25 protein-coding genes and 1 pseudogene are annotated in these 23,004 nt (G+C 68.2%); 9 read left to right on the top strand and 17 right to left on the bottom strand.

The window, feature by feature from the left end; translation table 11 throughout:
• Nucleotides 1-128: 128 nt before the first annotated feature.
• The gene (locus ACH49X_RS30990; protein WP_195078324.1) at nucleotides 129-698 is read left to right on the top strand and encodes a Uma2 family endonuclease; all 570 of its coding nucleotides are present in this window, start codon (nucleotides 129-131) and stop codon (nucleotides 696-698) included.
• A gap of 112 nt (nucleotides 699-810) precedes the next feature.
• Nucleotides 811-1,404, top strand: a complete 594-nt coding sequence (locus ACH49X_RS30985; protein WP_195078325.1) for a Uma2 family endonuclease — start codon at nucleotides 811-813, stop codon at nucleotides 1,402-1,404.
• 76 nt (nucleotides 1,405-1,480) lie between these two features.
• On the opposite strand, the gene ACH49X_RS30980 is transcribed toward ACH49X_RS30985, so the two are convergent.
• The gene (locus ACH49X_RS30980) at nucleotides 1,481-1,954 is read right to left on the bottom strand and encodes a DUF1772 domain-containing protein (protein ID WP_357208123.1); all 474 of its coding nucleotides are present in this window, start codon (nucleotides 1,952-1,954) and stop codon (nucleotides 1,481-1,483) included.
• Nucleotides 1,951-2,508, bottom strand: a complete 558-nt coding sequence (locus ACH49X_RS30975; RefSeq protein WP_195078326.1) for a peroxiredoxin-like family protein — start codon at nucleotides 2,506-2,508, stop codon at nucleotides 1,951-1,953. Before ACH49X_RS30975 ends, ACH49X_RS30980 begins: the two co-directional genes overlap by 4 nt.
• A 71-nt stretch (nucleotides 2,509-2,579) precedes the next feature.
• Between ACH49X_RS30975 and ACH49X_RS30970 the strand changes: the two genes are divergently transcribed.
• Complete coding sequence (locus ACH49X_RS30970; RefSeq protein ID WP_195078327.1) at nucleotides 2,580-3,191, top strand: TetR/AcrR family transcriptional regulator C-terminal domain-containing protein; 612 nt, start codon at nucleotides 2,580-2,582, stop codon at nucleotides 3,189-3,191.
• Here the strand turns inward: ACH49X_RS30970 and ACH49X_RS30965 are convergent.
• Entirely contained in the window at nucleotides 3,188-4,384 is a 1,197-nt protein-coding gene (locus tag ACH49X_RS30965; RefSeq protein WP_357208121.1) for a GDSL-type esterase/lipase family protein, read from the bottom strand. The genes ACH49X_RS30970 and ACH49X_RS30965 overlap by 4 nt on opposite strands.
• A gap of 65 nt (nucleotides 4,385-4,449) precedes the next feature.
• Here ACH49X_RS30965 and ACH49X_RS30960 point away from each other — a divergent pair, with 65 nt between their 5' ends.
• Nucleotides 4,450-4,923 (top strand): MarR family winged helix-turn-helix transcriptional regulator, encoded by a 474-nt coding sequence (locus ACH49X_RS30960; RefSeq protein WP_195078329.1) that lies wholly within the window; start codon nucleotides 4,450-4,452, stop codon nucleotides 4,921-4,923.
• 15 nt (nucleotides 4,924-4,938) lie between these two features.
• Here the strand turns inward: ACH49X_RS30960 and ACH49X_RS30955 are convergent, their stop codons facing one another.
• The 3 genes from ACH49X_RS30955 to ACH49X_RS30945 all read right to left on the bottom strand — a co-directional run bounded on the left by ACH49X_RS30955 (nucleotide 4,939) and on the right by ACH49X_RS30945 (nucleotide 7,236).
• Complete coding sequence (locus ACH49X_RS30955) at nucleotides 4,939-5,598, bottom strand: GAP family protein (RefSeq protein ID WP_195078330.1); 660 nt, start codon at nucleotides 5,596-5,598, stop codon at nucleotides 4,939-4,941.
• Between the two features lie 208 nt (nucleotides 5,599-5,806).
• Nucleotides 5,807-6,583 carry an NAD(P)H-binding protein gene (locus ACH49X_RS30950; RefSeq protein ID WP_357103963.1) on the bottom strand — a complete coding sequence of 259 codons (777 nt, stop codon included), beginning with the start codon at nucleotides 6,581-6,583 and terminating at the stop codon, nucleotides 5,807-5,809.
• Nucleotides 6,584-6,672: 89 nt separating this feature from the next.
• On the bottom strand, nucleotides 6,673-7,236 hold the full coding sequence (locus ACH49X_RS30945; protein ID WP_357208120.1) for an ABATE domain-containing protein: 564 nt from the start codon (nucleotides 7,234-7,236) through the stop codon (nucleotides 6,673-6,675).
• Between the two features lie 30 nt (nucleotides 7,237-7,266).
• Here ACH49X_RS30945 and ACH49X_RS30940 point away from each other — a divergent pair, with 30 nt between their 5' ends.
• Entirely contained in the window at nucleotides 7,267-7,668 is a 402-nt protein-coding gene (locus ACH49X_RS30940; RefSeq protein ID WP_357208117.1) for a RidA family protein, read from the top strand.
• Nucleotides 7,669-7,674: 6 nt separating this feature from the next.
• Here ACH49X_RS30940 and ACH49X_RS30935 read toward each other — a convergent pair whose 3' ends face one another.
• Nucleotides 7,675-8,625 carry a YafY family protein gene (locus ACH49X_RS30935; protein WP_357208115.1) on the bottom strand — a complete coding sequence of 317 codons (951 nt, stop codon included), beginning with the start codon at nucleotides 8,623-8,625 and terminating at the stop codon, nucleotides 7,675-7,677.
• Nucleotides 8,626-8,687: 62 nt separating this feature from the next.
• Here ACH49X_RS30935 and ACH49X_RS30930 point away from each other — a divergent pair, with 62 nt between their 5' ends.
• Nucleotides 8,688-9,839, top strand: a complete 1,152-nt coding sequence (locus tag ACH49X_RS30930; protein WP_357208113.1) for an epoxide hydrolase family protein — start codon at nucleotides 8,688-8,690, stop codon at nucleotides 9,837-9,839.
• 112 nt (nucleotides 9,840-9,951) lie between these two features.
• Here the strand turns inward: ACH49X_RS30930 and ACH49X_RS30925 are convergent, their stop codons facing one another.
• The 4 genes from ACH49X_RS30925 to ACH49X_RS30910 form a co-directional block, all read right to left on the bottom strand.
• A complete protein-coding gene (locus ACH49X_RS30925) occupies nucleotides 9,952-12,000 on the bottom strand; it encodes a 5-oxoprolinase/urea amidolyase family protein (protein WP_357208111.1) in 2,049 nt (682 codons plus the stop codon).
• The gene (locus tag ACH49X_RS30920; RefSeq protein WP_195078337.1) at nucleotides 11,997-12,611 is read right to left on the bottom strand and encodes an urea amidolyase associated protein UAAP2; all 615 of its coding nucleotides are present in this window, start codon (nucleotides 12,609-12,611) and stop codon (nucleotides 11,997-11,999) included. The genes ACH49X_RS30925 and ACH49X_RS30920 overlap by 4 nt, the downstream gene beginning before the upstream one ends.
• A complete protein-coding gene (locus ACH49X_RS30915) occupies nucleotides 12,608-13,360 on the bottom strand; it encodes a DUF1989 domain-containing protein (RefSeq protein WP_357103947.1) in 753 nt (250 codons plus the stop codon). Before ACH49X_RS30915 ends, ACH49X_RS30920 begins: the two co-directional genes overlap by 4 nt.
• A gap of 70 nt (nucleotides 13,361-13,430) precedes the next feature.
• Complete coding sequence (locus ACH49X_RS30910) at nucleotides 13,431-14,966, bottom strand: amino acid permease (protein WP_357103944.1); 1,536 nt, start codon at nucleotides 14,964-14,966, stop codon at nucleotides 13,431-13,433.
• A 217-nt stretch (nucleotides 14,967-15,183) separates the two neighbouring features.
• Here ACH49X_RS30910 and ACH49X_RS30905 point away from each other — a divergent pair, with 217 nt between their 5' ends.
• Nucleotides 15,184-15,858 carry a TetR/AcrR family transcriptional regulator gene (locus ACH49X_RS30905; protein ID WP_323124145.1) on the top strand — a complete coding sequence of 225 codons (675 nt, stop codon included), beginning with the start codon at nucleotides 15,184-15,186 and terminating at the stop codon, nucleotides 15,856-15,858.
• 16 nt (nucleotides 15,859-15,874) lie between these two features.
• On the opposite strand, the gene ACH49X_RS30900 is transcribed toward ACH49X_RS30905, so the two are convergent.
• The 3 genes from ACH49X_RS30900 to ACH49X_RS30890 all read right to left on the bottom strand — a co-directional run bounded on the left by ACH49X_RS30900 (nucleotide 15,875) and on the right by ACH49X_RS30890 (nucleotide 17,837).
• Nucleotides 15,875-16,957, bottom strand: a complete 1,083-nt coding sequence (locus ACH49X_RS30900) for a hypothetical protein (RefSeq protein WP_357208109.1) — start codon at nucleotides 16,955-16,957, stop codon at nucleotides 15,875-15,877.
• A 61-nt stretch (nucleotides 16,958-17,018) separates the two neighbouring features.
• On the bottom strand, nucleotides 17,019-17,558 hold the full coding sequence (locus ACH49X_RS30895) for a hypothetical protein (RefSeq protein WP_357208107.1): 540 nt from the start codon (nucleotides 17,556-17,558) through the stop codon (nucleotides 17,019-17,021).
• Between the two features lie 69 nt (nucleotides 17,559-17,627).
• Entirely contained in the window at nucleotides 17,628-17,837 is a 210-nt protein-coding gene (locus ACH49X_RS30890; protein WP_357208105.1) for a hypothetical protein, read from the bottom strand.
• A gap of 735 nt (nucleotides 17,838-18,572) precedes the next feature.
• Here ACH49X_RS30890 and ACH49X_RS30885 point away from each other — a divergent pair.
• Both ACH49X_RS30885 and ACH49X_RS30880 read left to right on the top strand, forming a co-directional pair.
• Nucleotides 18,573-19,880, top strand: coding sequence for a hypothetical protein (locus tag ACH49X_RS30885; protein WP_357208103.1), 1,308 nt, complete (start codon nucleotides 18,573-18,575; stop codon nucleotides 19,878-19,880).
• Complete coding sequence (locus ACH49X_RS30880) at nucleotides 19,877-20,449, top strand: GNAT family N-acetyltransferase (RefSeq protein WP_357208100.1); 573 nt, start codon at nucleotides 19,877-19,879, stop codon at nucleotides 20,447-20,449. Before ACH49X_RS30885 ends, ACH49X_RS30880 begins: the two co-directional genes overlap by 4 nt.
• Nucleotides 20,450-20,471: 22 nt before the next feature.
• Here the strand turns inward: ACH49X_RS30880 and ACH49X_RS30875 are convergent, their stop codons facing one another.
• From ACH49X_RS30875 to ACH49X_RS30865, 3 genes and pseudogenes are all read right to left on the bottom strand, one after another.
• Nucleotides 20,472-21,002: a hypothetical protein gene (locus ACH49X_RS30875; protein ID WP_357103925.1), complete on the bottom strand. Its 531-nt coding sequence runs from the start codon at nucleotides 21,000-21,002 to the stop codon at nucleotides 20,472-20,474.
• A gap of 93 nt (nucleotides 21,003-21,095) precedes the next feature.
• Nucleotides 21,096-21,895 (bottom strand): annotated as a pseudogene (locus ACH49X_RS30870) (family 1 encapsulin nanocompartment shell protein).
• On the bottom strand, nucleotides 21,892-22,950 hold the full coding sequence (locus tag ACH49X_RS30865) for a Dyp-type peroxidase (RefSeq protein WP_357208098.1): 1,059 nt from the start codon (nucleotides 22,948-22,950) through the stop codon (nucleotides 21,892-21,894). The pseudogene ACH49X_RS30870 and the gene ACH49X_RS30865 overlap by 4 nt, the downstream one beginning before the upstream one ends.
• Between the last annotated feature and the right edge of the window lie 54 nt (nucleotides 22,951-23,004).

Below are 23,004 nucleotides of genomic sequence, written 5' to 3'. Positions count from 1 at the left end.
CACGTGGACAGATATGATCGACCGCCGACACTCGGCCTGATCAGCCTGGTCGATGTGGGTCAGGTCGGTCCGCCCGACCGGCGACTGCCGTGTCGCCGTCGTTCGACGAAGTCGGGAGGTTCGACACGATGCCGGTTCCACGTGGCGACAGGTGGACGGCCGCCGATCTCGATCACATGCCCGAGAACGGTCTTCGTTACGAGGTTCTGAACGGTCAGCTTGTCGTGAATGCCGTGCCTACGCCAAGGCATCAGTGGTTGATAAAATCGCTCGTCCGGGCTCTGGATGCGGTATCGCCGCCAAACCATATCGTGCTAACCGGCGTCGGGCTGCTGTCCGGCGACGACGAGCCGATACCGGACCTGGTGGTCGCGGTCGGCCCGATCGATCCGAACGGCAAGGGGATTCCCGCCGACCGGATAAAGCTCGCAGTCGAGGTGGTATCGAGATCTACGATGATGTCCGACAGGCTCGTCAAACCCATTCTTTATGCAGAGGCGGGCGTCAGAAACTATTGGCGCTTGGAGCCCGAACCGTTCCAAGGACAGCTACCGGGCGAGTCCTTCCCCGTTCTGTTCACGTACGAACTCGGTGCCGCCCGCAACTATGAGCTGACCCACAGGGTGTCCGCGGGCAACACGGTCACTCTGCGCAGTCCCTTCGACTTCACGTTCGACCCGGAGACGTTGCTGCCCTGACCTCGCTGTAGCGGAATCTCCGCAGTGTGGTGACGGGCGGTTCCTCTCGCCGCCGGGGGGCCATCAGCCGAGCCCGTGGTCCGGTCCGGCGCGAACTGCAATGATGTGCGCTATGAGCGGTCCCGACGACGCCCCGCGTGTGACGGCCGAGCAGTTCGCCGATGGGGCGACTGCCGGGCTCGGCGACATCGAGATCGTCGACGGGCGCGTAGTGCGACTGATGGCCCAAAGCCCCGTGCACAGCCGTGTGGTGCGGCGGCTGGCCGGAATGCTCGAGGCAGCTCGACGTGATGGCGGGCCGTGTATGGTCGTGGACTCCGATGTGGCCGCTCGATTCGCCGACGCGGAAGCCGCGGCGGCGGATCGGCGGTTGAACATCCGCTATCCCGATATCTGGATCCGGGACTGCGAGCCTTACGACGTCAACACCGTGCGTGACCATATCTTGCTGATAGTCGAGGTCACTTCCGTATCGACCATCGACGCCGATATCACCGACAAGCGAATCCAGTACGCTGCCGCCGGAATTCCTCGGTACCTGATCGTCCGGCTGGATCAGAAGGAAGAACGCATCGAGGAGATCGAGGAATACCGTCTGGACTGGTCCGGCCGCCGCTATCTCGCCCACACCGTCCACCGCCGCGTCCTGCTCCTCGACGACCCGGTCGAAGCGACCATCCCCTTCGACATCCTGGAACAGCCCTGACGCCCGGCCCGCGAGTGGCACATCATCGCGGCGAAGCGCGAGAAGCCCCTCCACCATGTGCCACTCGCGGAATGGTTCAGGGGTTGGTGGGGCGGAGGGTGGTGGTTACGAGGAGTGTGAAGGCCACCAGGGCGCAGGTGGTTCGGGCGATGTGGAAAGTTTCCCATCGGCCGAGGATTTCGGCGTAGTCGGCGGGCGGGCCGGTGACTGCCCAGACCTTGATCTTCTGGTTGATTGGGACGTTGCCGAGGCGGGTGATCAGGAAGGCCGCGACGGCGAGGGCGCTCGCGGTGCCTGCGAGCAGGCGTGCGCGGCCGGTGGAGCGGATGGCGAGTACCAGGGCGCTCAGGATGGTCAGGCCCATCAGTGACTGCATGACCACGCCGTTGACGCTCATCAGCGCGGTGTGGAAGGTGAAGCGCACATCCAAGGGGACTTTGCGGAACGCGTACAGGACATTGACCGCCCCGTAACCGAATGCCCCCGCGAGCAGCCCGGCCGGGATCACCGCGAATGCCCGCGCAGGCAAGGTTCTCTCGGCGATTCTCACGCGTGCCGCTCCGCCGGGACGAGCGCGAGCAGTTCGTCGACCGACCACTGGTCGTTGACGTGCGCGCCGTGCTTCGCCGCGAGCACCCGTCCGTCGGGGGAGATCAGGAAATCGGCGGGCAGCCCGAGACTGCCGCCCTCGGGTTTGGTGGGCGGGGCGGCTTGCTTGCGGCGCAGGGTCGCGTAGGCGTCGTGGGCGACACCGCGCAGGATGGCGGGCCAGCCGCGCGGGTCGAGCAGGGCGCGCGGCGAGGTCTCGACGCCGAACTCGCGGTAGAGCTTCCGGTCCGGATCGGCAATGAACTCCAGCGGCAGTTCAGCGGTGTACTTGCGCAGTTCCGCCGCGCTGGAATGGAAGACGATCACTTCGCGGACGCCCGCGGCGGCGATCTCCGCATGCCGCGTGACGATCGAACGCAGGTGCAGGTTGCACACCGGGCATCCGGCGAAACGACGGAATTGCAGGTGGATCAGGCGATCCGGGTCCGGCACCTGGACTTGTGCACCGGAGACGGTGACCAGTGTCCGGTCCGGAACAGCGGTCGGCAGCGACATCAGGGCTCCTTTCGTAGGTGTACTTTGTACGCCTACGACCAGTATGCGCGTAACGCGTACGCTGTCAATCCGTGCCCCGCCCGCGCTCGCTGACCACCGCCGATCTCGCCGCGGCGGCCCTCGCCGTGCTCGACCGCGAGGGGTCTTCGGCGCTGACCATGCGCGCGGTGGCCAAGGAGCTGGGTATGGCCACCATGGCCCTGTACCGCTACGTGCGCGATCGCGACGAACTCGAGGTGCTGGTGGCCGACCAAGTGTTCGCCGCGATCGACACCACGCTCCCGGACGGCCGCGACTGGCGAGAACGCGTGACGGTGCTGCTCGAGAACATCCGGGACGGGTTCTCGGCCCATCCGGCCGCCGTGCCTATCGTGTTGCGGCGCAGGCAGTCGGCGGTCGAGTCGTTGCGCGTGATGGAATCCATGCTCGCCGTGCTCACCGAGGGCGGCTTCACCGGGCCCGCCCGCGTCATCGCCCAGCGCACCCTGATCGCCTTCCTGATCGGCTACCTGCAGAACAAGCACTACGCGCCACTGCCGGGTCAGGGAACGATGGTGCTGGCCGAGCTGCCCCCGGAGAAATACCCGCATCTGGCCCAGACCGCGGGCCAGGCCAAGGGCATGTCGGCCGACGACGAATTCCGCGGGGGAGTCGAGATCGTGCTGCGCGGTCTGCAGCCTTAGCGTTCGGCCGCATCCCGGCCGAAAAGGGCTGTGAGGTCAACCGTCTCGGCCATGGCGCGAGCGCCCGCGTCGTTGAGGTGCATACCGTCGCCGCTGTCGAGATCGGGTCGGATGAAGTCCGGCCGCTGCGGGTCCTCGACCGCGCGGGCGACGTCGAACACCGAATCGAAAACGTCGGTGCCGCGCAGCCATTCGTTCACCCGGCGACGGGTCGGCAACGTCTCGGCAATCGGCAGGCCCTCGTAGACGCAGCCGCCGTAGGGACCGATGGTCGCGGCGTGGATGGGCAGCCCCGCCGCGTGCGCGCGCCGCGCGATGGCGGTGAAGCCCGCGATCAGTTCCTCGGCGGTCGCGGGCGGCTGTCCCGCCATCCCGCCCAGGATGAGGTCGTTGATGCCGAAGTTGATCAGCACGCTCGTCACGCCGGGCGCGGCGAGCACGTCATGCTCGAAACGCTCCAGTCCCGGCTCGCCGATCTCGTCGGTGAGCAGGCGATTTCCCGAGATGCCCTGGTTGACCACCCAGCCTCGGTCCAGTCGCGCGTTGAGGTAGTCCACCGACCTGTGGTTGGCGCCCACGGTGGTACCGAAACCTTCGAACCACGAATCGCCGAACGCGACGGCCACCGGCGTCCGCGCGGGCGCGAGCACGTCGACGCCCGTGACGTAGAACCGCGCGGGGATCTCGCCGGCGTCGCCGAAAGCGGTCGCGGTCGCGACGTTTCCGGCGGCGACGTAAGCGATTTCGCCGGGTTGGTGGGAGTAGGTCGCGAGCCCCGTCGGGCCGGGCAGGTAGAGGCTCAGCGTCAGATCCGCACCCGCGGGCGCGGCCAGATCCACCGGGTCGCTGAACACTTCGCCGCCGACCGGGATGATCACCTGCTCGGCCCCGTCGAACCGCAACGCGGTATCGGTCTCGGCGACGATCTCGCTGCCTGTTTTGCGGAGAGCGACCCTGGCAGCGCCGATCGTCAGCGGTGTCTTCCCGTAGCGATTGGTCAGCCCGACCCGCACTCGCGCGCCACCGCCCGCCAGATGCAGCACCTGGCGCACGGTCTGGTCGGTGAACGCGCGCGGCTCCGCGAGCTTGATCTGCTCGTCCGGGCGAATCACCGCGGAGCGGAATCCGGCGATCCAGGCGGTCGACGACATGGGAACCTCCAGTATTTGACGCGAGGAATATTGCTCACGCATATTTCTACGGTGACTTATTCCTCATGTCAACTATCCGCAGCGAAACTTTGCGCTAGGTTTGCCATATGGACGTGACGGAGCTGTTCGAAGATCCGCGCCTGACCACGATGGGTCTGCTGTTCGAGGCGCACGGCGGTGTGCTCGCCAAGCTGGAGCAGGTGTGGAAGGCGCACGGGCTGTCCGGACTGGATCTGAACGCCCTGATGCGGCTGAGTCGTTCGCCGGGGCGGCGGCTGCGCATGACGGAGCTCGCGGTGCAGACCGCGCTGTCCACCAGCGGGGTCACCCGGCTCGTCGATCGGCTGGCCCGCGCCGGCTTGGTGGAGCGGGAACTGGACCCGGGGGATCGGCGCAGCGCGTACGCGGTGCTCACCGAGGCAGGCGCGGCGCGGCTGGCGCAGGTGCTGCCGGACTACCTCGCCGCCGTCGACCGCTGGTTCGTCGGATTGCTCACGCCCGAACAGCTCGCGGCGTTGTCCGAGGCGCTGCGGATCGTGCGGGACACCGCGAACCCGGATGCCACGTTCCGGATGGATTGAGCTCGTCCACCTGCTTCACAGTCCGCTGATGCCTCTTCCGGTTACGACCGCGCCCATGATCGCGAGCACCAGGGCCATCACCACATGGTTGTTGGCTTGCAGCCAGCCTCGGGTCCACTCCAGGGGTTCGCGGAGCCGATCGGCGGCGAGGCTGTAACCGAGGACCACCGCTACCACGCTGGAGGCGGCGAGCACGGTGAACACGACGACCGCGACCGCCTGCTCGCCGACGCTGATTCCGGCCGAACCGATCACCACGCCCGCGGACAGGCACAGCAGCAGGTTCTTGGGATTCACCGCGGAAAGCGCCGCTCCCAGCACGGTGGCCTTCACGATGGTGAGCTGGTCGATGGCGCGCATCCAGCCCGGCACCGCGGTATCGGCCCGGGAACGCCACTGTGCGATGGCCAATCCGAGCAACAGCACCCCCAGCACGATCCGCACCCACGACCCCGCCGCCGAGGGCTGCCGGTCACCGGCCCCGCCCAACGGACCGGCCGGCAACACCACGATCGCGGTGGCCGCCGCGATCCCGGCCACCCAGCCGAGCGCGAACCCACGGGCGGCCGCGCCGGCGTGCGCCGCCAGGATCATCAGAATCGCGGCCAAGATCGGGATCGGGGAGATCGCCACCCCCACCGCCAAGGGAAGCAGATCACCGAGCGCAGCGCCCATCCCCCGGAGAGTAGAGCAGAAGCCCAGCTCAGCGCCGGTGTATCCGGTGGGGCCCCGTGTCGTTGTCGCATCGTGACCCTCCGTTCCCCTCGACCAGCGGGTTTCACCCGCGCGGGGTGATGCGCTGCGGGCGGCAGGCCGTGACCGGGTCAGGTCGCGGGCGAGCCCGTCCCGGAGGCAGTGATCGTCGTCTGAGCCGGACGCCGGGTCATCCGGCCGAGACCGCGCCCCGGCGCTCCGCCAGATAGTCGGCCCAGGTCAGCTTGCCGACATCAGCCCCGTCGGTCACCAGGTTCCCGCCCGCGCGGTAGACCCGGCCCGCCTTGCCGGGCACCCGGACGGTCAGCAGCGCGCGCCGCTTGCCCAGCAGCGACACGTAGTCGCGCACCAGCTCGCGCATGCCGATCACCTCGGGCCCGACCAGATCGGGGACCCGTCCGGCGGGCGCGCCTGCCGTCAGCTCCGCCAGCCGCGCCGCCACCTCGCGCACGTGCACCGGTTGCAGCCGCACTCCGCCGAGCACCGGGAGCACCGGCGATTTCAGCATCGAGTCCACCAGCTCGGGCACGAAATCGTGGAATTGCGCGGCGCGCAGCGTGGTGAAGGGAATGCCCGACTCGGCGACAGCCTGCTCGGCGGCGAACTTCGCGCGGAAGTAGGTCATCGGAAGCAGTTCGGCGGCGGTGACCGAGATGTACACGATGTGCCCGACGCCCGCGGCCGTGGCGGCGCGCAGCAGATTCGCGGTCGCCACGTCGTCGCCCTTCGCGTCGCCCGCCAGATGCAGGATGGTGCCGACGCCCGCCACCGCGGCGTCGATGCCGGTGCCGCCCAACAGGTCTCCCGTGACGAACTCGAGGCCATCCTTCGCCGGACGTTCGGTGCGGCTCAGCACGCGCACGTCGGCACCCGCGTCGCGCAGCAGCGGGAGCACCGCACGACCCAGGGTGCCCGTGCCGCCGGTGACCAGGATCTTCGCGGTCATGACTGTCTCCGATCTCGTCGGTGCCGATGGGGCGCTCTCATCGCTTCACCGAGACGACGACGCACGAGCGGGGAGTGTGACACCCGGGGTCACTCCCGCTCGCGGTAGCGGCGAACCTTGCTGAGGTTGCCGCAGCGGTCCATCGAGCACCAGCGGCGGCGGCCGGGACGCGAGGCGTCGACGAACAGCAGGCCGCAGTCGTCGGCGGCGCAGACGCGGATGCGGGCGGACAGCGGACCGGCGAACAGGTCGATGGCGTCCCTGGCCAGCGTGGACAAGGCGGCCGCCGTCGTCGGGCGCGCGTATCCCGCGGTGGCGTCGCCGCGCAGCTGCGGGATCAGCGGAGGCTGCGCGGCGACGGCGTTGATCGCCGCGATGTCATCCGGCCGCAGCGGTTCTCCGGCGGCGAGGCCGTACGCGGCGCTGGTGATCGCGGCCCTCAGGGCGCGCATCGTCGGCAGATCCGCTTCGTCGGCGTTCAGCTCGTCGAGTTCGAGGATGACCGCCAGGAAGCGGCGCAGGTCCTCGACGGTGTGCACGATCTCCCACACCGCGAGCTCGCCCTCGCCTCCGGTGTGCGCGAGGTCGAGGGCGGCGCGCCCGGTGCGGAAGCGGCGGCGCAGATCGGGTGGCAGGCTGGCGCGGGATTGCATGACACCAGTTTAACTGGTTACAGTGCTGGCATGACGATCACCACGCACATCAATCCCGCCTCCATGCACAGCAACCCGGCTTTCACCCAGGTAGTGCGGGTGTCGGCCGCGGCGGACACGATCTACGTCGGCGGGCAGAACGGGGTCGAGTCCTCCGGGCGTGTGGTCGGTCCCGGCGTCGCCGAGCAGGCGCGTCAAGCGCTCGCCAACTTGCAGACCTGCCTCGCCGCCGCGGGCGCTTCCCTCGAGCACGTGGTGAAGTGGACGATCCTGATCCGTGAGGGCGAGCCTTTGGGAGACGGATTCGCGGCGTTCGGCGAAGTGTGGGGCGGCCGCCCGAACCCGCCCGCCATCACGGTCGCGCAGGTGGCGGGCTTCGCCGTGCCCGGCGCTGTATGCGAGATCGAAGCCGTCGCCGCCGTACCGGTCTGAGCGAGGTCAGTCGAGGGCCGCGCCGAGGCGCGCGGCGAGTTCGCGCAGGTGCGTGCGAAGTTCTGGCGGTTCGTGCACCCGGAAGGGAAAACCGAAGCCCGCGACGTAGACGGCGAGTTCGTCCAGCGAATCGGAACCGGTGCGCAGCACACAGCTCTCGGCGTCCACCGCCTCGATCACCCCGACGGTCGGGGCGATGCGCTCGGCGGCAATCTCCGCGGCGACACCGAGGGTGATGCGGGCCGCGTAGCGGTACGGCGCGGTCGTGACGCCATGGGAGAGATACCCGGGCAGGTCCGCGTCGGGCGCTTCGCGCGGGGTGAAGCGGGGGCCGGTCGGTATGCGGGGCCGCAAGCGGTCGACGCGGTAGGTCCGCCAGTCCGCGCGGTCGACGTCCCAGCCGATCAGATACCACCGCCTGCCCGTGTGCGCGAGCCGATGCGGTTCGGTGACGCGCAGCGATATGACGCCGTCGTGCGCGCGGTAGTCGAAGCGCAGGCGGTGGTGGTCGCGGATGGCGGCCGCGACGGCGGTGAGGACGTCCGGGTCGACGGTCGGGCCGCCCGCTGGCACGGTGACCATGGCCGCCTGGAGCATGCCGACCCGGTGGCGCAGTCGCGCGGGCAGCACCTGCTCGAGCTTGCGCAGCGCGCGCAGCGAACTGTCCTCGATTCCCGCGATGGTGCCGCCCGCCGCGGTGCGCAGGCCGAGTGCCACCGCCACCGCCTCGTCGTCGTCCAACAGCAGCGGCGGCAGTTGTGCGCCCGCGCCGAGCCGGTAACCCGCAACGCCGGGCGTCGCGTCCACCGGATAACCCAGCGCGCGCAGCTTGTCGATATCCCGGCGGACGGTGCGCACATCCACGCCGAGCCGTTCGGCGAGCGCGGCGCCGGTCCAGTCACGCGGACTCTGAAGCAGCGACAGCAGGCGCAGCAGCCGCGCCGAGGTTTCCAGCATGGGAAAAGTGTGCCGGAAAGCTAGGGCCGAAACTGTCCTGACCGGGTCATACCGTCGAGGACATGACCAACGACATCACACCGTTCCGCATCGACATCCCGCAGCGGCAACTCGACGATCTGCGTTCCCGTCTGGACGCCACCCGCTGGCCCGCCCCGCTGCCCGGCGACGGCTGGGACACCGGCGTGCCGACCGCGTGGCTGCGCGAACTGGTCGACCACTGGCGCACCGGATACGACTGGCGCGCGGCCGAAGCGCAGCTGAACGCCTATACGCAGTACACCACCGAGATCGACGGGCAGAACATCCACTTCCTGCACGTGCGCTCACCCGAGAGCGGCGCGCTGCCGCTGCTGCTCACCCACGGTTGGCCCGGATCGGTGGCCGAATTCCTGGACGTCATCGGGCCTTTGAGCGACCCGATCGCACACGGTGGCGACCCGGCCGACGCGTTCCACCTGGTCATCCCGTCGCTGCCGGGTTTCGGGTTCTCCGGCCCGGTCGCCGAGGCGGGCTGGACCATCGAACGGATCGCGAAGGCATGGGCCGAACTCATGCGCAGGCTCGGTTATGAGCGATATGGGGTGCAGGGCGGCGACATCGGCGGGGCGGTGAGCCCTGAGGTCGGCCGGACGGCGCCGGACCAGGTCGTCGGCGTCCACGTCAACGGCGCGCCCGGTCTGCCGCCGTTGCCGCGCGCGGAGGCGGAGCTGGCGAGCCTGACCGAGTTGGAGCGCGATCGCGTGCGGCGGATGCAGGCGTTCATGCGGGAGGAATACGGCTACATCGCCGTGCAATCCACCCGTCCGCAGGCGCTGGCCTACGGACTGACCGACTCGCCGGTGGGACAACTGGCCTGGATCATGGACAAGTTCCGGGAGTGGACCCATCCCCGCACCGTCGAGCCGGACAAGATCCTCGGCCGGGACCGGCTGCTGACCAACGTGATGATCTACTGGCTCACCGGCACCGCGGGCTCGTCGGCTTATGTCGGCTACGCCCAGGACGCGCCGTGGGGCGAGCCGAAGCGCAACTCCGGCGTCCCGACCGCCGCCCTGGTCTTCGCCCACGACGTCGGCATCCGCCGCTACGCCGAGGAAGAGCACACCATCACGCGCTGGAACGACGTCGATCGCGGCGGCCACTTCGCCGCCATGGAGGAACCCGCGCTGCTCACCGCCGACATCCGCGAGTTCTTCCGCGACCTACGCTGAGCTCTTACGGTCTGCGCGCGCGCCGATCTCGCACGCGGTCGTGAGCTATGTGGATCTCACCCTGTGCGCTCGTGCGCAGAGGTCGGTTGCCGTCGTGACCTATGCGCACACCTCATCCCGCGAGTTCCCCAACCGAACGCCAGGAATTGCGTTCGGCGGTGAACGCTTCCGTCTGCTTCGCGCGGAACGCCTCTATGGATTCGGCGTTCTCGGCGAGGAACGCCCGATACTCCGCCAAGCGGAATTCGCCGTCCTCGGCACGCACCCGCGCGTTGCCCGCGGCGAAGTCGGCACGCAGGTCGAGCAGTTCCTCCGCTTCGACGGGATACCAGCGGATCCGGTCGAAATACCGCAACAGCCAGGGTGTTTCCGCTCCCGAGGCAGCCCGGTCCGCGCCAGGGGGAACCGGGGCCGCACCGGCTCGGTGGTTCCACACCTGCGTGGTGCGCCCGACGAACTGATAGCCGCCAGGCCCTTCCATGCCGTAGACGCACAGGTAGGCGCCGCCGATCCCGACCGCGTTCTCCGGCGTCCAGGTGCGGGCGGGGTTGTATTTCGTCGTGACCAGCCGGTGCCGCGGATCGGTGGGGGTGGCGACCGGCGCGCCGAGGTAGACGTCGCCGAGGCCGAGCACCAGATACTCGGCCCCGAACACGGTGTCGTAGACGTCCGCGACGGAATCCAGGCCGTTCATGCGCCGGATGAACTCGATGTTCCACGGGCACCATGGCGCGTCGGCGCGCACGCCGTGCATGTAGCGGGTGATCGCCTCGCGCGTGGACGGATCGTCCCAGGACAGCGGCAGATGGACGACCCGGCTCGGCACGGTCAGCTGGTCGGAGGCGGGCAACCGCGCCTCCGTCTCGGCGAGCAGATCGAGCAGCGCGGCCACGGACAGCACGTGCGGATCGACCCGGATCTGCAAGGAGCGGATGCCGGGGGTCAACTCGGTCACGCCGCGCACCCCGGCGGCGAGTAGGTGCTGATGCAGCGCGTGCACGCGGGCGCGCAGGCCGAGATCCAAGGTCATGGCGCCGTATTCGACGAGCACGCCGTCGTCGCCTGCGCGCCGATACGTCACGGCGGTCTCGTCATCGACGTCGCAACGCCGCAGCACCCCGTCGTCGCCGTCGCCGCCCGCCGAGAGCACCGTCGGCCACCCGGCCCGGCGCGCGGGCCCGAACTCCCGGATCGAGGCCGCGCGGTCGCCGCGGACCGGCACGAACCGCACCTTGTCGCCGGGCGAGAGCTGTCCGAGCTTCCAGCGGTCGGCCGCCACGACCGTGACCGGGCAGACGAAACCGCCGAGGCTCGGTCCGTCCGGGCCGAGCAGGATGGGCGTGTCGCCGGTGAAGTCCAGCGCGCCGACGGAATACGGGGTGTCGTGGATGTTGGACGGGTGCAATCCCGCTTCGCCGCCGTCGGTGCGTGCCCACTCCGGTTTCGGCCCGATCAGCCGGACGCCGGTGCGGTCGGAGTTGAAGTGCACTTCGTAGTCGGTGCCGACGACGGTCTCGAAGTCGGCGCGGGTGAAGAACTCGGGCGCGCCGTGCGGGCCTTCGGTGACCGCGAGTTCCCAGCGCCGGGTCAGCACGGGTTGCTCGTCCATCGGCACGGCGGTGGCGACCCGGCCGTGGTGCGCGCCCAACGCCAGGGATTCCCCCGCGCGCAACGCGCCGCCGGTGCCGCCGCCGAAGCGCCCGAGCGTGAATGTGGCGCTGCTGCCCAGGTATTCGGGGACGGCGATACCGCCCGCGATCAGCACGTAGCAGCGCATCCCCGGTCCGCGCACCGCGCCGACGTCCAGCACGCCGCCCGCGGGCACCGGCACCGTCCGCCACTGCGGCACGGCCGCACCGTCCACGGTCACCTGCGCCGGAGCGCCGGTGACGCAGACCCACCCCGGTGCGGTGAACCGCAGCGCGGGGCCGCCGAGGGTGCATTCCAGTCCGGCGGCGCCCTCGGCATTGCCGAGCGCGCGATTGCCGAGGCGGAAGGACAAATCGTCCATCGGACCCGACGGCGGGACGCCGATGTGCCAGTACCCGACCCTGCCGGGCCAGTCCTGCACGGTGGTGAGCATGCCGGGACGGACGACCTCGATCCGGCCGGGTCGCGTGGCCCGCTCCGTCCTGGCCGCCGGTAGCTCGACGACGGTCATCGCGACACCACCATGCGCACCGGGGTCGGGTCGAAGCCGTTGCACGGGTTGTTGATCTGTGGGCAGTTCGACACCAGCACCAGCGTGTCGATCTCGGCGCGCAGCGTGACCCGCTTGCCGGGCGCGGACAGTCCGTCCACGATGCCCAGCGTGCCGTCCGCCTCGACCGGAACGTTCATGAACCAGTTGATGTTCGACACCAGATCGCGTTTGCCCAGGCCCCAGCGCAAGGCCTCGGTGAGGAAGTTCTCCACGCAGGCGTGCTGGTGGCGGGTGTGGTGGCCGTAGCGCAGCGTGTTGGATTCCTGGGAGCAGGCGCCCGCGACGGTGTCGTGGTTGCCGACCTCGTCGGCCACCACCGTCATCAGGGCCGTGCCCGCGTCGGTCAGCAGCACGCTGCCGGTGGTGAGGAAGATGTTGCGCTGCGCGGTGATCGTGGCCTGCGCGCTGTAGCGGTCGGCGTGATCGGCCGCCGAGTACAGCAGGCAGTCCACCGCCTGATTGCCGTGCAGATCGATGATCTCCAGGTGTTCGCCCGCCCGGACCACCGCCGACCAAGGCGAGCGGGCCGGAACGGTCTCGTCGAGCACGACGGTGCGTGTCGTGGTCATGCGGTTGCCTCCAGGGTGAGCGCGGCGGTCCAGGCTTGTTCGGTGTTCTCCAGCGCCCGGAGGTATTCCGGGTCTTCGCTGCCGGGTACGGCGAGGTCTTCCGGCGCGGCCCACGCGACGAAGTCGAGGTCCGTCGCCGGCCGGTCGTCCAGCGGGTGCGCGGAGTTGGCGACCAGCACGGTGACCGGCAGGTGCACGAGCAGATCCACCGAAGAGCCGGGGGCGGCGCTGCCGGTGGCGACGAGCGCGCCGTCCCGCGCGACGCGCACGCCACGGAAGAACGAGACCGTCGGCCCGATGTCCCTGGGCTCCAAACCGTGTTTGGCGCCCGCGAGGCGCAGCGAGTGGCGGGCCTGGGCGGTCGGTCCGCAGAGCGTGTCGTGGTGGCCGGAGGTGTCGGCGAGCACGGTCGCCAGCACACGGCCCTGGTCCGACAGCAGCGGATGACCGCTGCCCAGGTACGCCTGCCACGGCACCTTGACCGTGTCGGCGACGTTGAGGCGCTCCCACGGCGCGTCGGTGCGCACCAGCAGCAGGTGCGCGCAGGCCCCGCCGTCCGGGTCGGACAGGCGGACGCGGGTGCCGCGTCCGAGCGCGATGTTCGCGTAACCGTCCGCCGGGATCCGCTGCGCGAAGGTGATCTTCGAGGCCGGTATCCCGGCGGGGAGCACGGGAGTCGCGATCGCCGCCGCCGCGGCCTGCGCCCGTGCGTGCGCTCGCGCGCCGGAGGTGTCCGCAGTGCTTGTCACGATGATTCCTTTCGGATGCTGCGTGTGTGGGTGTGCGGCGGCGCCGGGCGCGCCGCCGCATCGGAGGCGCTCAGGCCGGTTGCGGCGCGGGCTCGGCGGCGGCGACGCCGCGCGACCAGCCGACCACGAAGCGATGCACCAGAACACCGACGGCGAGCACCAGCAGCACGAACAGCGGTGCGGCCCAGAGCATCCACCAGCCGCCCCCGGCCGGGGTGTATACCTCGGCGCGCGGCCAGGCCAGGTTCACCACCATCGCGACGCCCCAGACCACGGCGAGCGCGTTGACCGGAATGCCGAACCGGCCCAGCCCGAACAGCCGCGCGTCGGTGCCCGCGTCCGGCAGGCCGGTGAACCGGCGGATCAGCAGCGGCACGGTCACCAACAGGTAGGCCAGATACAGGGTGACGATGCAGACGCTGGCCAGCGTCGCGAAGATCGCGGCGTTGCCGAGGTTCAGCACCAGCAGGCCGATGCCGAGCGCGCCGATCACGATCGCGGGCAGCGCCGGCGTGCCGTACCGCGGGTGCACTGCGGCGAGCCTGCGGGCGAACGGCAGTTTCCCGTCCCGCGCCATGGAGAACATCAGCCGCGAGCCCGCGGTCTGAATCGCCAGGGTGCACACGGTGATCGCCACCGCCACGCAGCCGAGCAGCACCTTGCCCGCCGGGCTGTCCAGCTTCGCGGTCAGGACGTAGGCCAGGCCGTCGGAGGCCAGCGCGCCGTCGGACAGGCTCGGCGCGGCCATCAGCGCGCCCAGCAGCATCAGCCCGCCGCCGAGCGCCGAGACCGACAGCGCGGTGAGAATGGTGCGCGGCGCGACCCGGCGCGGGTTCTTGGTCTCCTCGGAAAGCTCACCGGCGGAGTCGAATCCGACCATGACGTAAGCCGCCATCAATCCCGACACCAGGAACGCGGCCCAGTAGGGTCCCGGCGCGGCCTGGTCGGTCTCCAGTACCACGCCGGGCCCGCGCTCGGTGTGGGTGAAGAACAGCGCGATGATCGCCAGCACGCCGACGATCTCGACCGTGACGCCGATCGAGTTGATCCGCGCCATCAGGTCGATGCCGATGACATTGATCAGCGTGGTGACCACCAGCAGGATGCTGCCCAGCAGCACGGCGTTGGTCGCGCCGGACGACGAGGTCAGCGCGGTGTCGGTGCCGACGAGCTGGAAGCCGCTCCAGATCGACGGCAGCACCACTTGCAGGGCGATCGCCGCCGCTGCGGCCGTGACGATCTGCGCGATGATCATCATCCAGCCCGCGAACCAGCCGACGAGTTCGCCGCCGAGCCGCCGCGACCACTGGTAGATGCAGCCCGAGATCGGGTAGCGCGCGGCCAACTCGGCGAAGTTGAGCGCCACGAGGAACTGTCCGGCGAACACGATCGGCCAGGTCCAGAAGAAGGCGGCTCCGCCGAACGAATAACCGAAGCCGAAGAACTGGAAGATCGTGGTGAGGATGGAGACGAACGAGAAACCGGCCGCGAAGGAGGCGTAGCGGCCGAGCTTGCGGTGCAGGACGGGCTGGTAGCCGAACCGGGCGAGGTCGGCGCTGTCGCCGGTCAGGTCGGGCGGCGGGGTCGGGGCGAGCGTGGTGGCCATGGGCGGTCCTTCGGCGTGCCAATAACTATCAGGCGATAGTTTTGCCGCCGCGATCGCGCTTTCGGTGACCTGCGTGTATCGCTTTCGAGACCTTCGGTAACTTCTGTGTTGCGGGGATTTCTGTCAAATGACAGAAAACGCACCGCGCGCCGTCACGGAGCTGTGCGCACGACCACCGCGGCAGAGCTTCCCCGCGCCGACCTGCCAGAATGAACCCGTGGCAAACCTCGGGCCCGGACGGCCGCGTCTCGAACAGCGACGCAGGCGCGGATCGACGCCGCGCGCCGAGATCCTCGACGCCGCAGGTGAACTGTTCACCACCAACGGGTACGCCAACACCTCCACCCGTGCGATCGCCGACGCCGTCGGCATCCGCCAGGCCTCGCTGTACCACCACTTCGCGGCCAAGGACGACATCCTCGACGCGCTGCTCGCCGAAACCGTCGCCGCGCCGATCGAACTGGCGCACCGGCTGCGGGCGGCATCCGAGCCGCCGCCGGTCCGGCTGTACGCGCTGGCGCTGTTCGACGTGCGGCAACTGTGCGCGTCGCGCTGGAATCTCGGTGCGCTGTACCTGCTTCCAGAGCTGCGCACCGAGCGCTTCGCCGCCTTCCGCCTGCGCCGCGACGAGTTGCGCAGCCACTACGAGGCTTTGGCCGCCCAGGTGCTGGCCGAGGTAGGGGCGGTGAACGTGCCGGGCACCGAATCGCTGCCGTTCCGTCTGGTGGAGACGGTAATCAGCATTCGCTCCGACGAAGGGACCGCGCCCAGGTACGCGGAGCGGGCGATCCCTGGGGCGGTGCTGCGCACGCTCGGCTGGTCCGGTGATCTCGACCCGGTCCGGGCCGAAGCGGCCGTGCTGCTGGACCGCCTGGCATCGCCCACCCCATGACCAGGAACTCGTGCGACTACCGGTTGCGCTCGATTCCCCGGCTCCGATCCTGGCTGTGCCAATACCCCCGCACAGCTGACGGAGCATGACCCGGCGGCTCCCGCACCGCCGCCGACGGTGGTTCCGCTTGACCGAGCCCGAGAATCTTAACCACCTCCGGCGGCATTCCCTGCGCTTGCAGCCGCGCGAGATGTTCCGCGCGCTCCTGCTCCGCTGCCTCGCGCTCCTGCTCCGCTGCCGCGCGTTGCTTCTCCGCTGCCTCGCGTTCTGCCGCACAGGCCTCGGCCGCCTCTCTGGCCGCCCGTTCCTCGGTGTCGGCGGCCGATCGCTCCTGGTGCTGATCGGGCGCTGGGAATTCCCGCGCGACCCGCTCGGCGGCCTCAGGTGCAACCCGTGCGGGCTCGGTCTCCGGCGCTCGAGGTGCTTGCCTGGCTCGCTCGGCTTGCTCGTGGACTTGCCTGGCGTGTTCGGCTCGCTGCGGGGCTTCCACCCGCCCACGAGCGGCGCCTTCCCGGAACCGGAGCATATTCCGGAACTTCTCGGCCCGCTCGCGTGCCTTGTTCGCCAGCTCCGCTAATTTCGACCGGTGCTCGCGCTGTTGCGCCTTCTGCTGCCGCGCCTTCTCGCCGACACCGGGCAATTCGAGCTGCTGGCCTCGCTCCAACGCCAGACCGCGTGCCCAGATCTCGCGTGCATCGGCGCGCGAGATGACCTGGTGCGTGAACCGATCCCCGAAATCCCGGAGCAATCCTCTGATGAGTTCCTGGGCCTTACTCGAGATGAATTCGCCTTCGACGGATCGCAATGTGTGTTGATGCACCTCACGATTGGCGAGAAGGGCACGTATCACCTTGAGCTGAGTTTCGTCTTTGTCTCCCTCGATTCTGCCGGATTTCTCTTCGATGGAGCTGATTATTCCTCGATCGTCTTTGATCTTGTCGAATCGGGTTTTACCCACGCCTTCGACGCGGTATAACCGCGACTGCTGAACGTATCCGTTCTCGCGGTCGCTAAAGAAACGGCCGGTGCCGTTTTCGAATATTCTGCCGCGCTCATGATTCCTGACCTTGTCGCGGTCCCGGTCGTATCCGTCCGGCATAGCTGGACACACCCCCCGGTGTTCGTGGTGTCCTGGTGAGAAGGCGTGGAGAATCAAGCCTTCACGTGCGGTCGGTGGATTCCTCTTGCCGCTTCTCTTCGTGGTAGGAGGCGTATTCGCGCACTGCAGCGGCAATGTAGGAGAACATGCCGTCATGATCTTCGGGGTTGTAGCCGATCATGCTGTCTACCAGTCGCCACATCACGATTTCGTCTTCGTCGTAGGTGTCGCATTCCACTGCGGGATTCACGCGCGGGTAGAAGGAATAATCTCGGCCGAACCATTCGCAATCGAACCATCGTGCGCCCGCGAATCTGATGAAGCATTCACCGACGAAGCAGATGAAAGCGTCCACCATGTCGGCGTTCTCCGGAGCCATCGCGGTAGCCATGTCCGGGAACAACTCCGCGACGATGGGGTCCAGCCGCTTCACCTCCGCCGAGTCTTCCGGCCACGGTTCCGAAGGGATGCGGCTTATGCCTGCATGGTCCATGAACTTCTGCGCCTGCGCCTTCCGGCGGTCAGGGTCGACCCACTTGCCCCATTCGGTCTGTTCGACGGGTACGCCGAGATCGATGGTCAACTGCTCGTCATTCCCCACGCCCAGCTCCTTCTCGTCATGGCCCGAACAGGTCAGTGTCGCGCGTACACCGGTCGCCGGACAAGAACCTCATCGCTCCAAGTACAACTTCTCGTTCGGCAACCTGGGCCAGCCCTCGGCATTATCCGGGAGTATGTGCACCGCGTCGAGGTAGTGGCGTTTCCGGTGGTCTTCCATGAACGTCAACGCGGCGGTGAGGCAGGCCGTGAAGTCGAGCCGGACGCCGTGCAGGAAGACCGACAGATGTACATCCGGATCGTTCGGCAGCGGAGAAGTCATCGCGTTTTCTCCCGTCATCGCCTGCCTGGATCGGCACATGCCCGGATGGCCTGGACTACAACCATTCCGGACGGGCGGTATCTGTCCTGCGGTGTCTCTATCCAATGCCGGACAGCGCCGGACTCGGCTGTGGGCGACGGCAGTGCCACCGTGCCGCCCTCCCGGACAATCGACACGTCGAGCCGGAACATCTCCGCGAAAAGCTTTGTGTCGTCGGGAAGATCCGGCCGCACAATGTAGGTCCACCTGTTCGAGCGAGGATGCGCGACAATCGGGCCTATCGCATCCCTGCGGCGCTGCATGACTTGCCTGACGGCTCGCCCTAACGGAGCGGGCATGGTCAACGCTCCGACGTACGACGCGCGCATGATGATGCGCCCCAGCTCCGGCGGGTCGATGACAGCGGGCAAATCACACACGCGCCGGTAGAAGTGGCAGCGAGACCGGGGTGTGTCCCCGAAAGATATGTGTGCCATCGGTGTTAGACCTCTTGGTCAGCTTGCTCGGCCTTGGTGTGGGCCCGCCGCCGGGGAGCCGATCAAGGCATCGCATCGACCCGGCGACGGGGCTCTTCCAGCTTGTCCGTGCTGAGCATGTGATCCCAGGCACACAACTCGCCTCGAGGTCGTACGCTTCTCGTACGGACCGTTGGAGGGCACGGGCGAGGGGTGGGTATTGATCGTCAGCACATGGACACGAAAAGAAGTCCGAGCGCTGCGCGAGGTTGCTTTGCGCATGACACAAGAGGAGTTCGCCGAGAAGGTCGGATTTCAGACTGCGACTGTGCAGAAGTGGGAACAGAGGACCACAGCGGAGCGTCCGGTCAGAGGGCGGTCGGCCGAAGCGCTCGACACGATCTACAACGGCCTCGAACCGGCGCAGCGGGAGCGGTTCTGGCATCAGTTGGCAGGTGCACCACCGAAAACCGGAGGGCATCCTGTTCTTAGCGGGGCAGAAACCATCCATCCCGAACCGGCCAATGCTGGTGACGGTGCGGTCGGTATGCATGTGCGGGAAGTCGAGGACGATGTGAAGCGGCGTGAGTTCAACAAGCTAGCCGCGGTAGGCGCGGTCGCGGTGCTTGTCCCGGACAGCGCCGACCGAATCGGCATGAGTATCGGCATGAGTGATGCCGAACGGCTGTTGGTCGATGTCGATGCGCTCGGTCAGGAGGATCAGCGCACAGGCGGTGCACAACTGGTCGGTTTCGCCGTTGACAAGCTGGCGCACGCCCTGGACCGGCTTCAAACCGGTGTATTCGATTCCGCTACTGGCAGCGCCTTCACCAAGGCGACCGGAGAACTCGCCGTGCTCGCCGGGTGGTTGGCCTATGACGCGGACCGGCACCCTCTTGCGCGCCGGTGCTTTGCTGATGCCATGGCTCTCGGCACCGAGGCGAACGATGATGACCTCATTGCACACACTTGCCTGATTGCGGCGAATCAATCCAGCTCCCTTGCTCGCGCCAATCGAGGAGGAAGCCCCCACAAGGCACTGCAACTCGCTGATCGTGCCCGCACCTTGATGCGCGGTCGGCCACCAGGCCGGATACATGCTCTGATAGCTGTTCGTGAGGCGCAGGCGTGCGGAATACTCGGTGACAGAATTGCTTTCGGGCGGGCTATCGCGACCGCATGGCGAGAGTTGGATCAGGCCATGCAGTCCGAGCCGCTGGAAGAAGTTCCACAATGGCTGCGATTCGTGACCTACTCGGAGGTCGCCGACCACGAAGCACGCGGTTATGCAGACATCGGCGACCTGCGCCGATCTGTCGAAATGTACTCGGCTGCGGTCGAGCACCCCGCAGCCATGCGTAATGCCACAATCGTCCGCGCGTGGTCCGCCGCGACCAGGGCTCGTCTAGGAGATATCACTGGCGCGCTCGAGCACGGGTACCCGGCTTTGTCGGACTTGTCCGCCATTGCGTCGACACGCACACTACGCCGCCTCGCGCCGGTTCGGACAGCAGTCGATCGAGTGCCCGCCGGTGCGGAGTTCCGCGACTTGTACGACTCCCTGGCGCAGAAGGCGGTGACCGCATGATCGGCTTGCCGGATGGCCTGAAATTCGAGCACTACACCGCTGACGAAGCACGTGCGCGAAGAGAGATTGTCGAGGATGTCTACCGACGTTCATACGTCGATGCCATCGCCTCGGGAGACCCGTTCGACTCGCCCTCGGAATTCATGCGCCGATTCGATTCCTATACCGGTCGTCGTGACAGCGGATTCGAGTATGTGCTTGCCCGAGTCGACGGTGAACCTGCGGGGCAAATCTGGGGATGGCCGTTACCGCCGAACGCGCGATGGTGGACGGGGTTGCATCTCGACAGTGGTGACCTCGAGGAGTTCACTGCCGAAGACGGCACGCGCACATTCGGGCTCAGCGAGATCATGGTGTGTGCGGAATATGCCGGGCGGGGCATAGCGCGGGCAATGCATGACGAACTGCTTGGTGCCCGAACCGAACAGCGCGCGACACTGCTCGTCGAAGCGGACAACGAGCGCGCCTACCAGCGATATCGGCGTTGGGGCTGGGAAAGAGTCGGATGGCTACGCCCCTCTTGGCACGATGCCCCGCGTTTCGATGTGCTGATCCGCGAGTTGCGCTGAGCAGAAAGGCGAAGGATCCGGCTCAGTGCGTCGGCGGCGCGATCTGCCAGTGCTCCTGCAACGCGCCCGCGATCTGCGGCAGCACGGTCACCGGAATCCGCTTGTGCCGCAGGATCGCCCGGATTTCTGTGACCTGGTCGCGTTTACGCAGGTCGTAGGCGCCTGCGACCGGGCGGACCACCGGGGGGATGGACAGCAGCACCAGTTCGCCGTGTGGTTCGTCGCCGCCGGAGAGGTCCAGCGCCAGCGACCACCGGGCGCGCTCGTCCAGCGCGAAGCGCCCGGCTACCACCCGATCCCACGAGATCCGGGAGACCGTCCACGGCTTGCGCCGGTAGATGGCGTGATCGGTGAGCACGACGGCGTCGCGGGTGAACAGCGCGGCCAGCACAGCGATACCGACGACGGCTCCGGCCAGTAAACCGGTGAACACCCGGTTCACCCCGAACGCGGCGACGAACGAACCGCAGATCATGACCGTCGCCAGTATGCCGAGCACGCTGTAGAACACGGCACGCTGCGTCGGGACGACACCTGCCCGCACCGTCGTCATCTCACCTACCTGTTCATGGCGCATTTCCGGCCCACCGTACCGCCTGGAGCCCCGAGCGCACACACCCCGGCCGTTCCCAGTTCTGAACGGCGCTCACAGGGTGAGCGGGACCGCCGCCTCGGCGGTGTACACCAGGAACGTCAGGCTCTGCTGGAAGTACAGCTGCACCGAGTTGCTGTCATGTGACAGGTAACCGATGGACAGATCCTGGCCGATCCGCAGATCGAAGTCGCCGCCGCGGGTGGTGAGCACGATCGCGCCGTCGATGGCGGGCGCCCAAATGATCTCCCCTTCCGGGATCAGGCGCTCGATGTGCGTGCGGATCATGTGGCCGTGATCGGAGGTCTCGCTGACCGCCGTGTACAGATCGGCGCTGAGCAGCACCGAGTACGGTCCGTCCACACCGGCCAGCCGCAGGGCGCTCAACGCCTGCGCGATCGCCTCCGGCACCAGCCTGGTGTCACTCGGCAGGGTGATGGGGTCGTTGGACGAGCTGGCGCGGATGCCGGTGATGTGCGCGGCCGGATATCCCTCGAAGATCGCCCGGTCCTCGGCGAACGCGATTTCTTCGCGGCGTCCTTCACCGGGTCCAGGTCGGTGTCCTGTGCGCCGCGCTCCACGTCGTCGAGTTCCTCGCGGGAGAGCGTGAACGGCACGCGCAGCTCGACCAGCGGCGCGACCACCCGCTGCCGGGCGAACACCCCAGCGTCCGGCGAGTCGATCGCGGTGGTGTGTCCCGTGCCCACCGCGGAGTAGTCGACGCCGTGCGGGCCGGACAGGTCGACGACGCGCCTGCCCGCGATGTGCCGCTTGAACGTGCGCTTCGCCTCCTCCTCGATGGCGGCCCACGCCTCGGAGGTGATCGGCGCTAGTTCGCGATGGAGGTTGTTCATGACCTGATGCTCCTTTTCAACGAGCCGATACCGAGGGCGCCGACGCCCGCGGGCGCGGCGGTGCCGGGCAGATCTGCGCGACCGGCGCCGTCGGTGTCCATCGACACCGAGGATTCCGCCGCCTCCCACGGCGCCGGGGGCAGGTCGTCGAGGAAATCGACGGTGGGTGCGAAGAACGAGGTGCCGGTGTGGGCGACGGAGAAGTCCAGGATGCGGTCGTAAGCCGCCTCCTCGGTGCCGAGGAACATCCGGGTGAGCATGCGTTCGGTGACGCTGGGCGTGGCCGCGTAGGCGATGTAGTAGGTGCCGAACACGCCCTCGCGCACGCTGCCGAACGGCATGTTGCCGCGCAGGATCTGGCGTTCGGTGCCGTCCGGATCGATCAGCGTGTTGACCTCGACGTGTGAGTCGGCGGGCTTCACCTCGTCGGGGAGTTCGAAGTCGTCCAGTTTGGTGCGGCCGATAACGCGCTCCTGCTCTTCCACCGACAGCGCGCGCCAGTCCTCCAGCGGATGGGTGTACTTCTGCACGATCACATAGCTGCCGCCGGTGAATTCCGGGTCCTCGTCACCGACCAGCGCCGCCGCGAAAGCCGCGCGGCCCTCCGGGTTCTCCGTGCCGTCCACGAAACCGAGCAGGTCGCGCTGCTCGAAGTAGCGGAAGCCGACGGTCTCGTCCACGATCGTCCCCGCGCCAGCCAGCCGGTCGCCGATGGCCATCGCCAGCTCGAAGCAGGCGTCCTGCACCTCGGACTTGATGTGGAACAGCAGGTCGCCCGGCGTCGCGGGCGCGGTGTGGCGTGCGCCGACGTAACCGGGGAACGGATGCAGCTCAGCCGGTTTCGGCCCGGCGAACAGGCGATCCCATGCGTCGGAGCCGATCGACGTGACGCAGGTCAGGTTCGCGCCGGGCAGGCGGAAGCCCACCGAGCGGCGCAAGCCGGTGATATCGGCGAGCAAGTCGCGGACCGCCGCTTCGCCACCCTCGTCGATCGTGGCGACCAAGAAGATCGCGGACGGTGTGAGCGGTTCGAGGATCGGCTGCGGCTCACCCATGATCGACACCCTAATGCCCGGCCGCGGCGGCCGGGGTGCCGACCCGCATCGTGG

Origin of the sequence: Nocardia sp. NPDC019323 (assembly GCF_044389845.1) — a bacterium.
Taxonomy (GTDB): Bacteria; Actinomycetota; Actinomycetes; order Mycobacteriales; family Mycobacteriaceae; genus Nocardia; species Nocardia implantans.
Note: the sequence above shows the minus strand (reverse complement) of the source record. Positions and strands in the feature narration are given on the sequence as shown.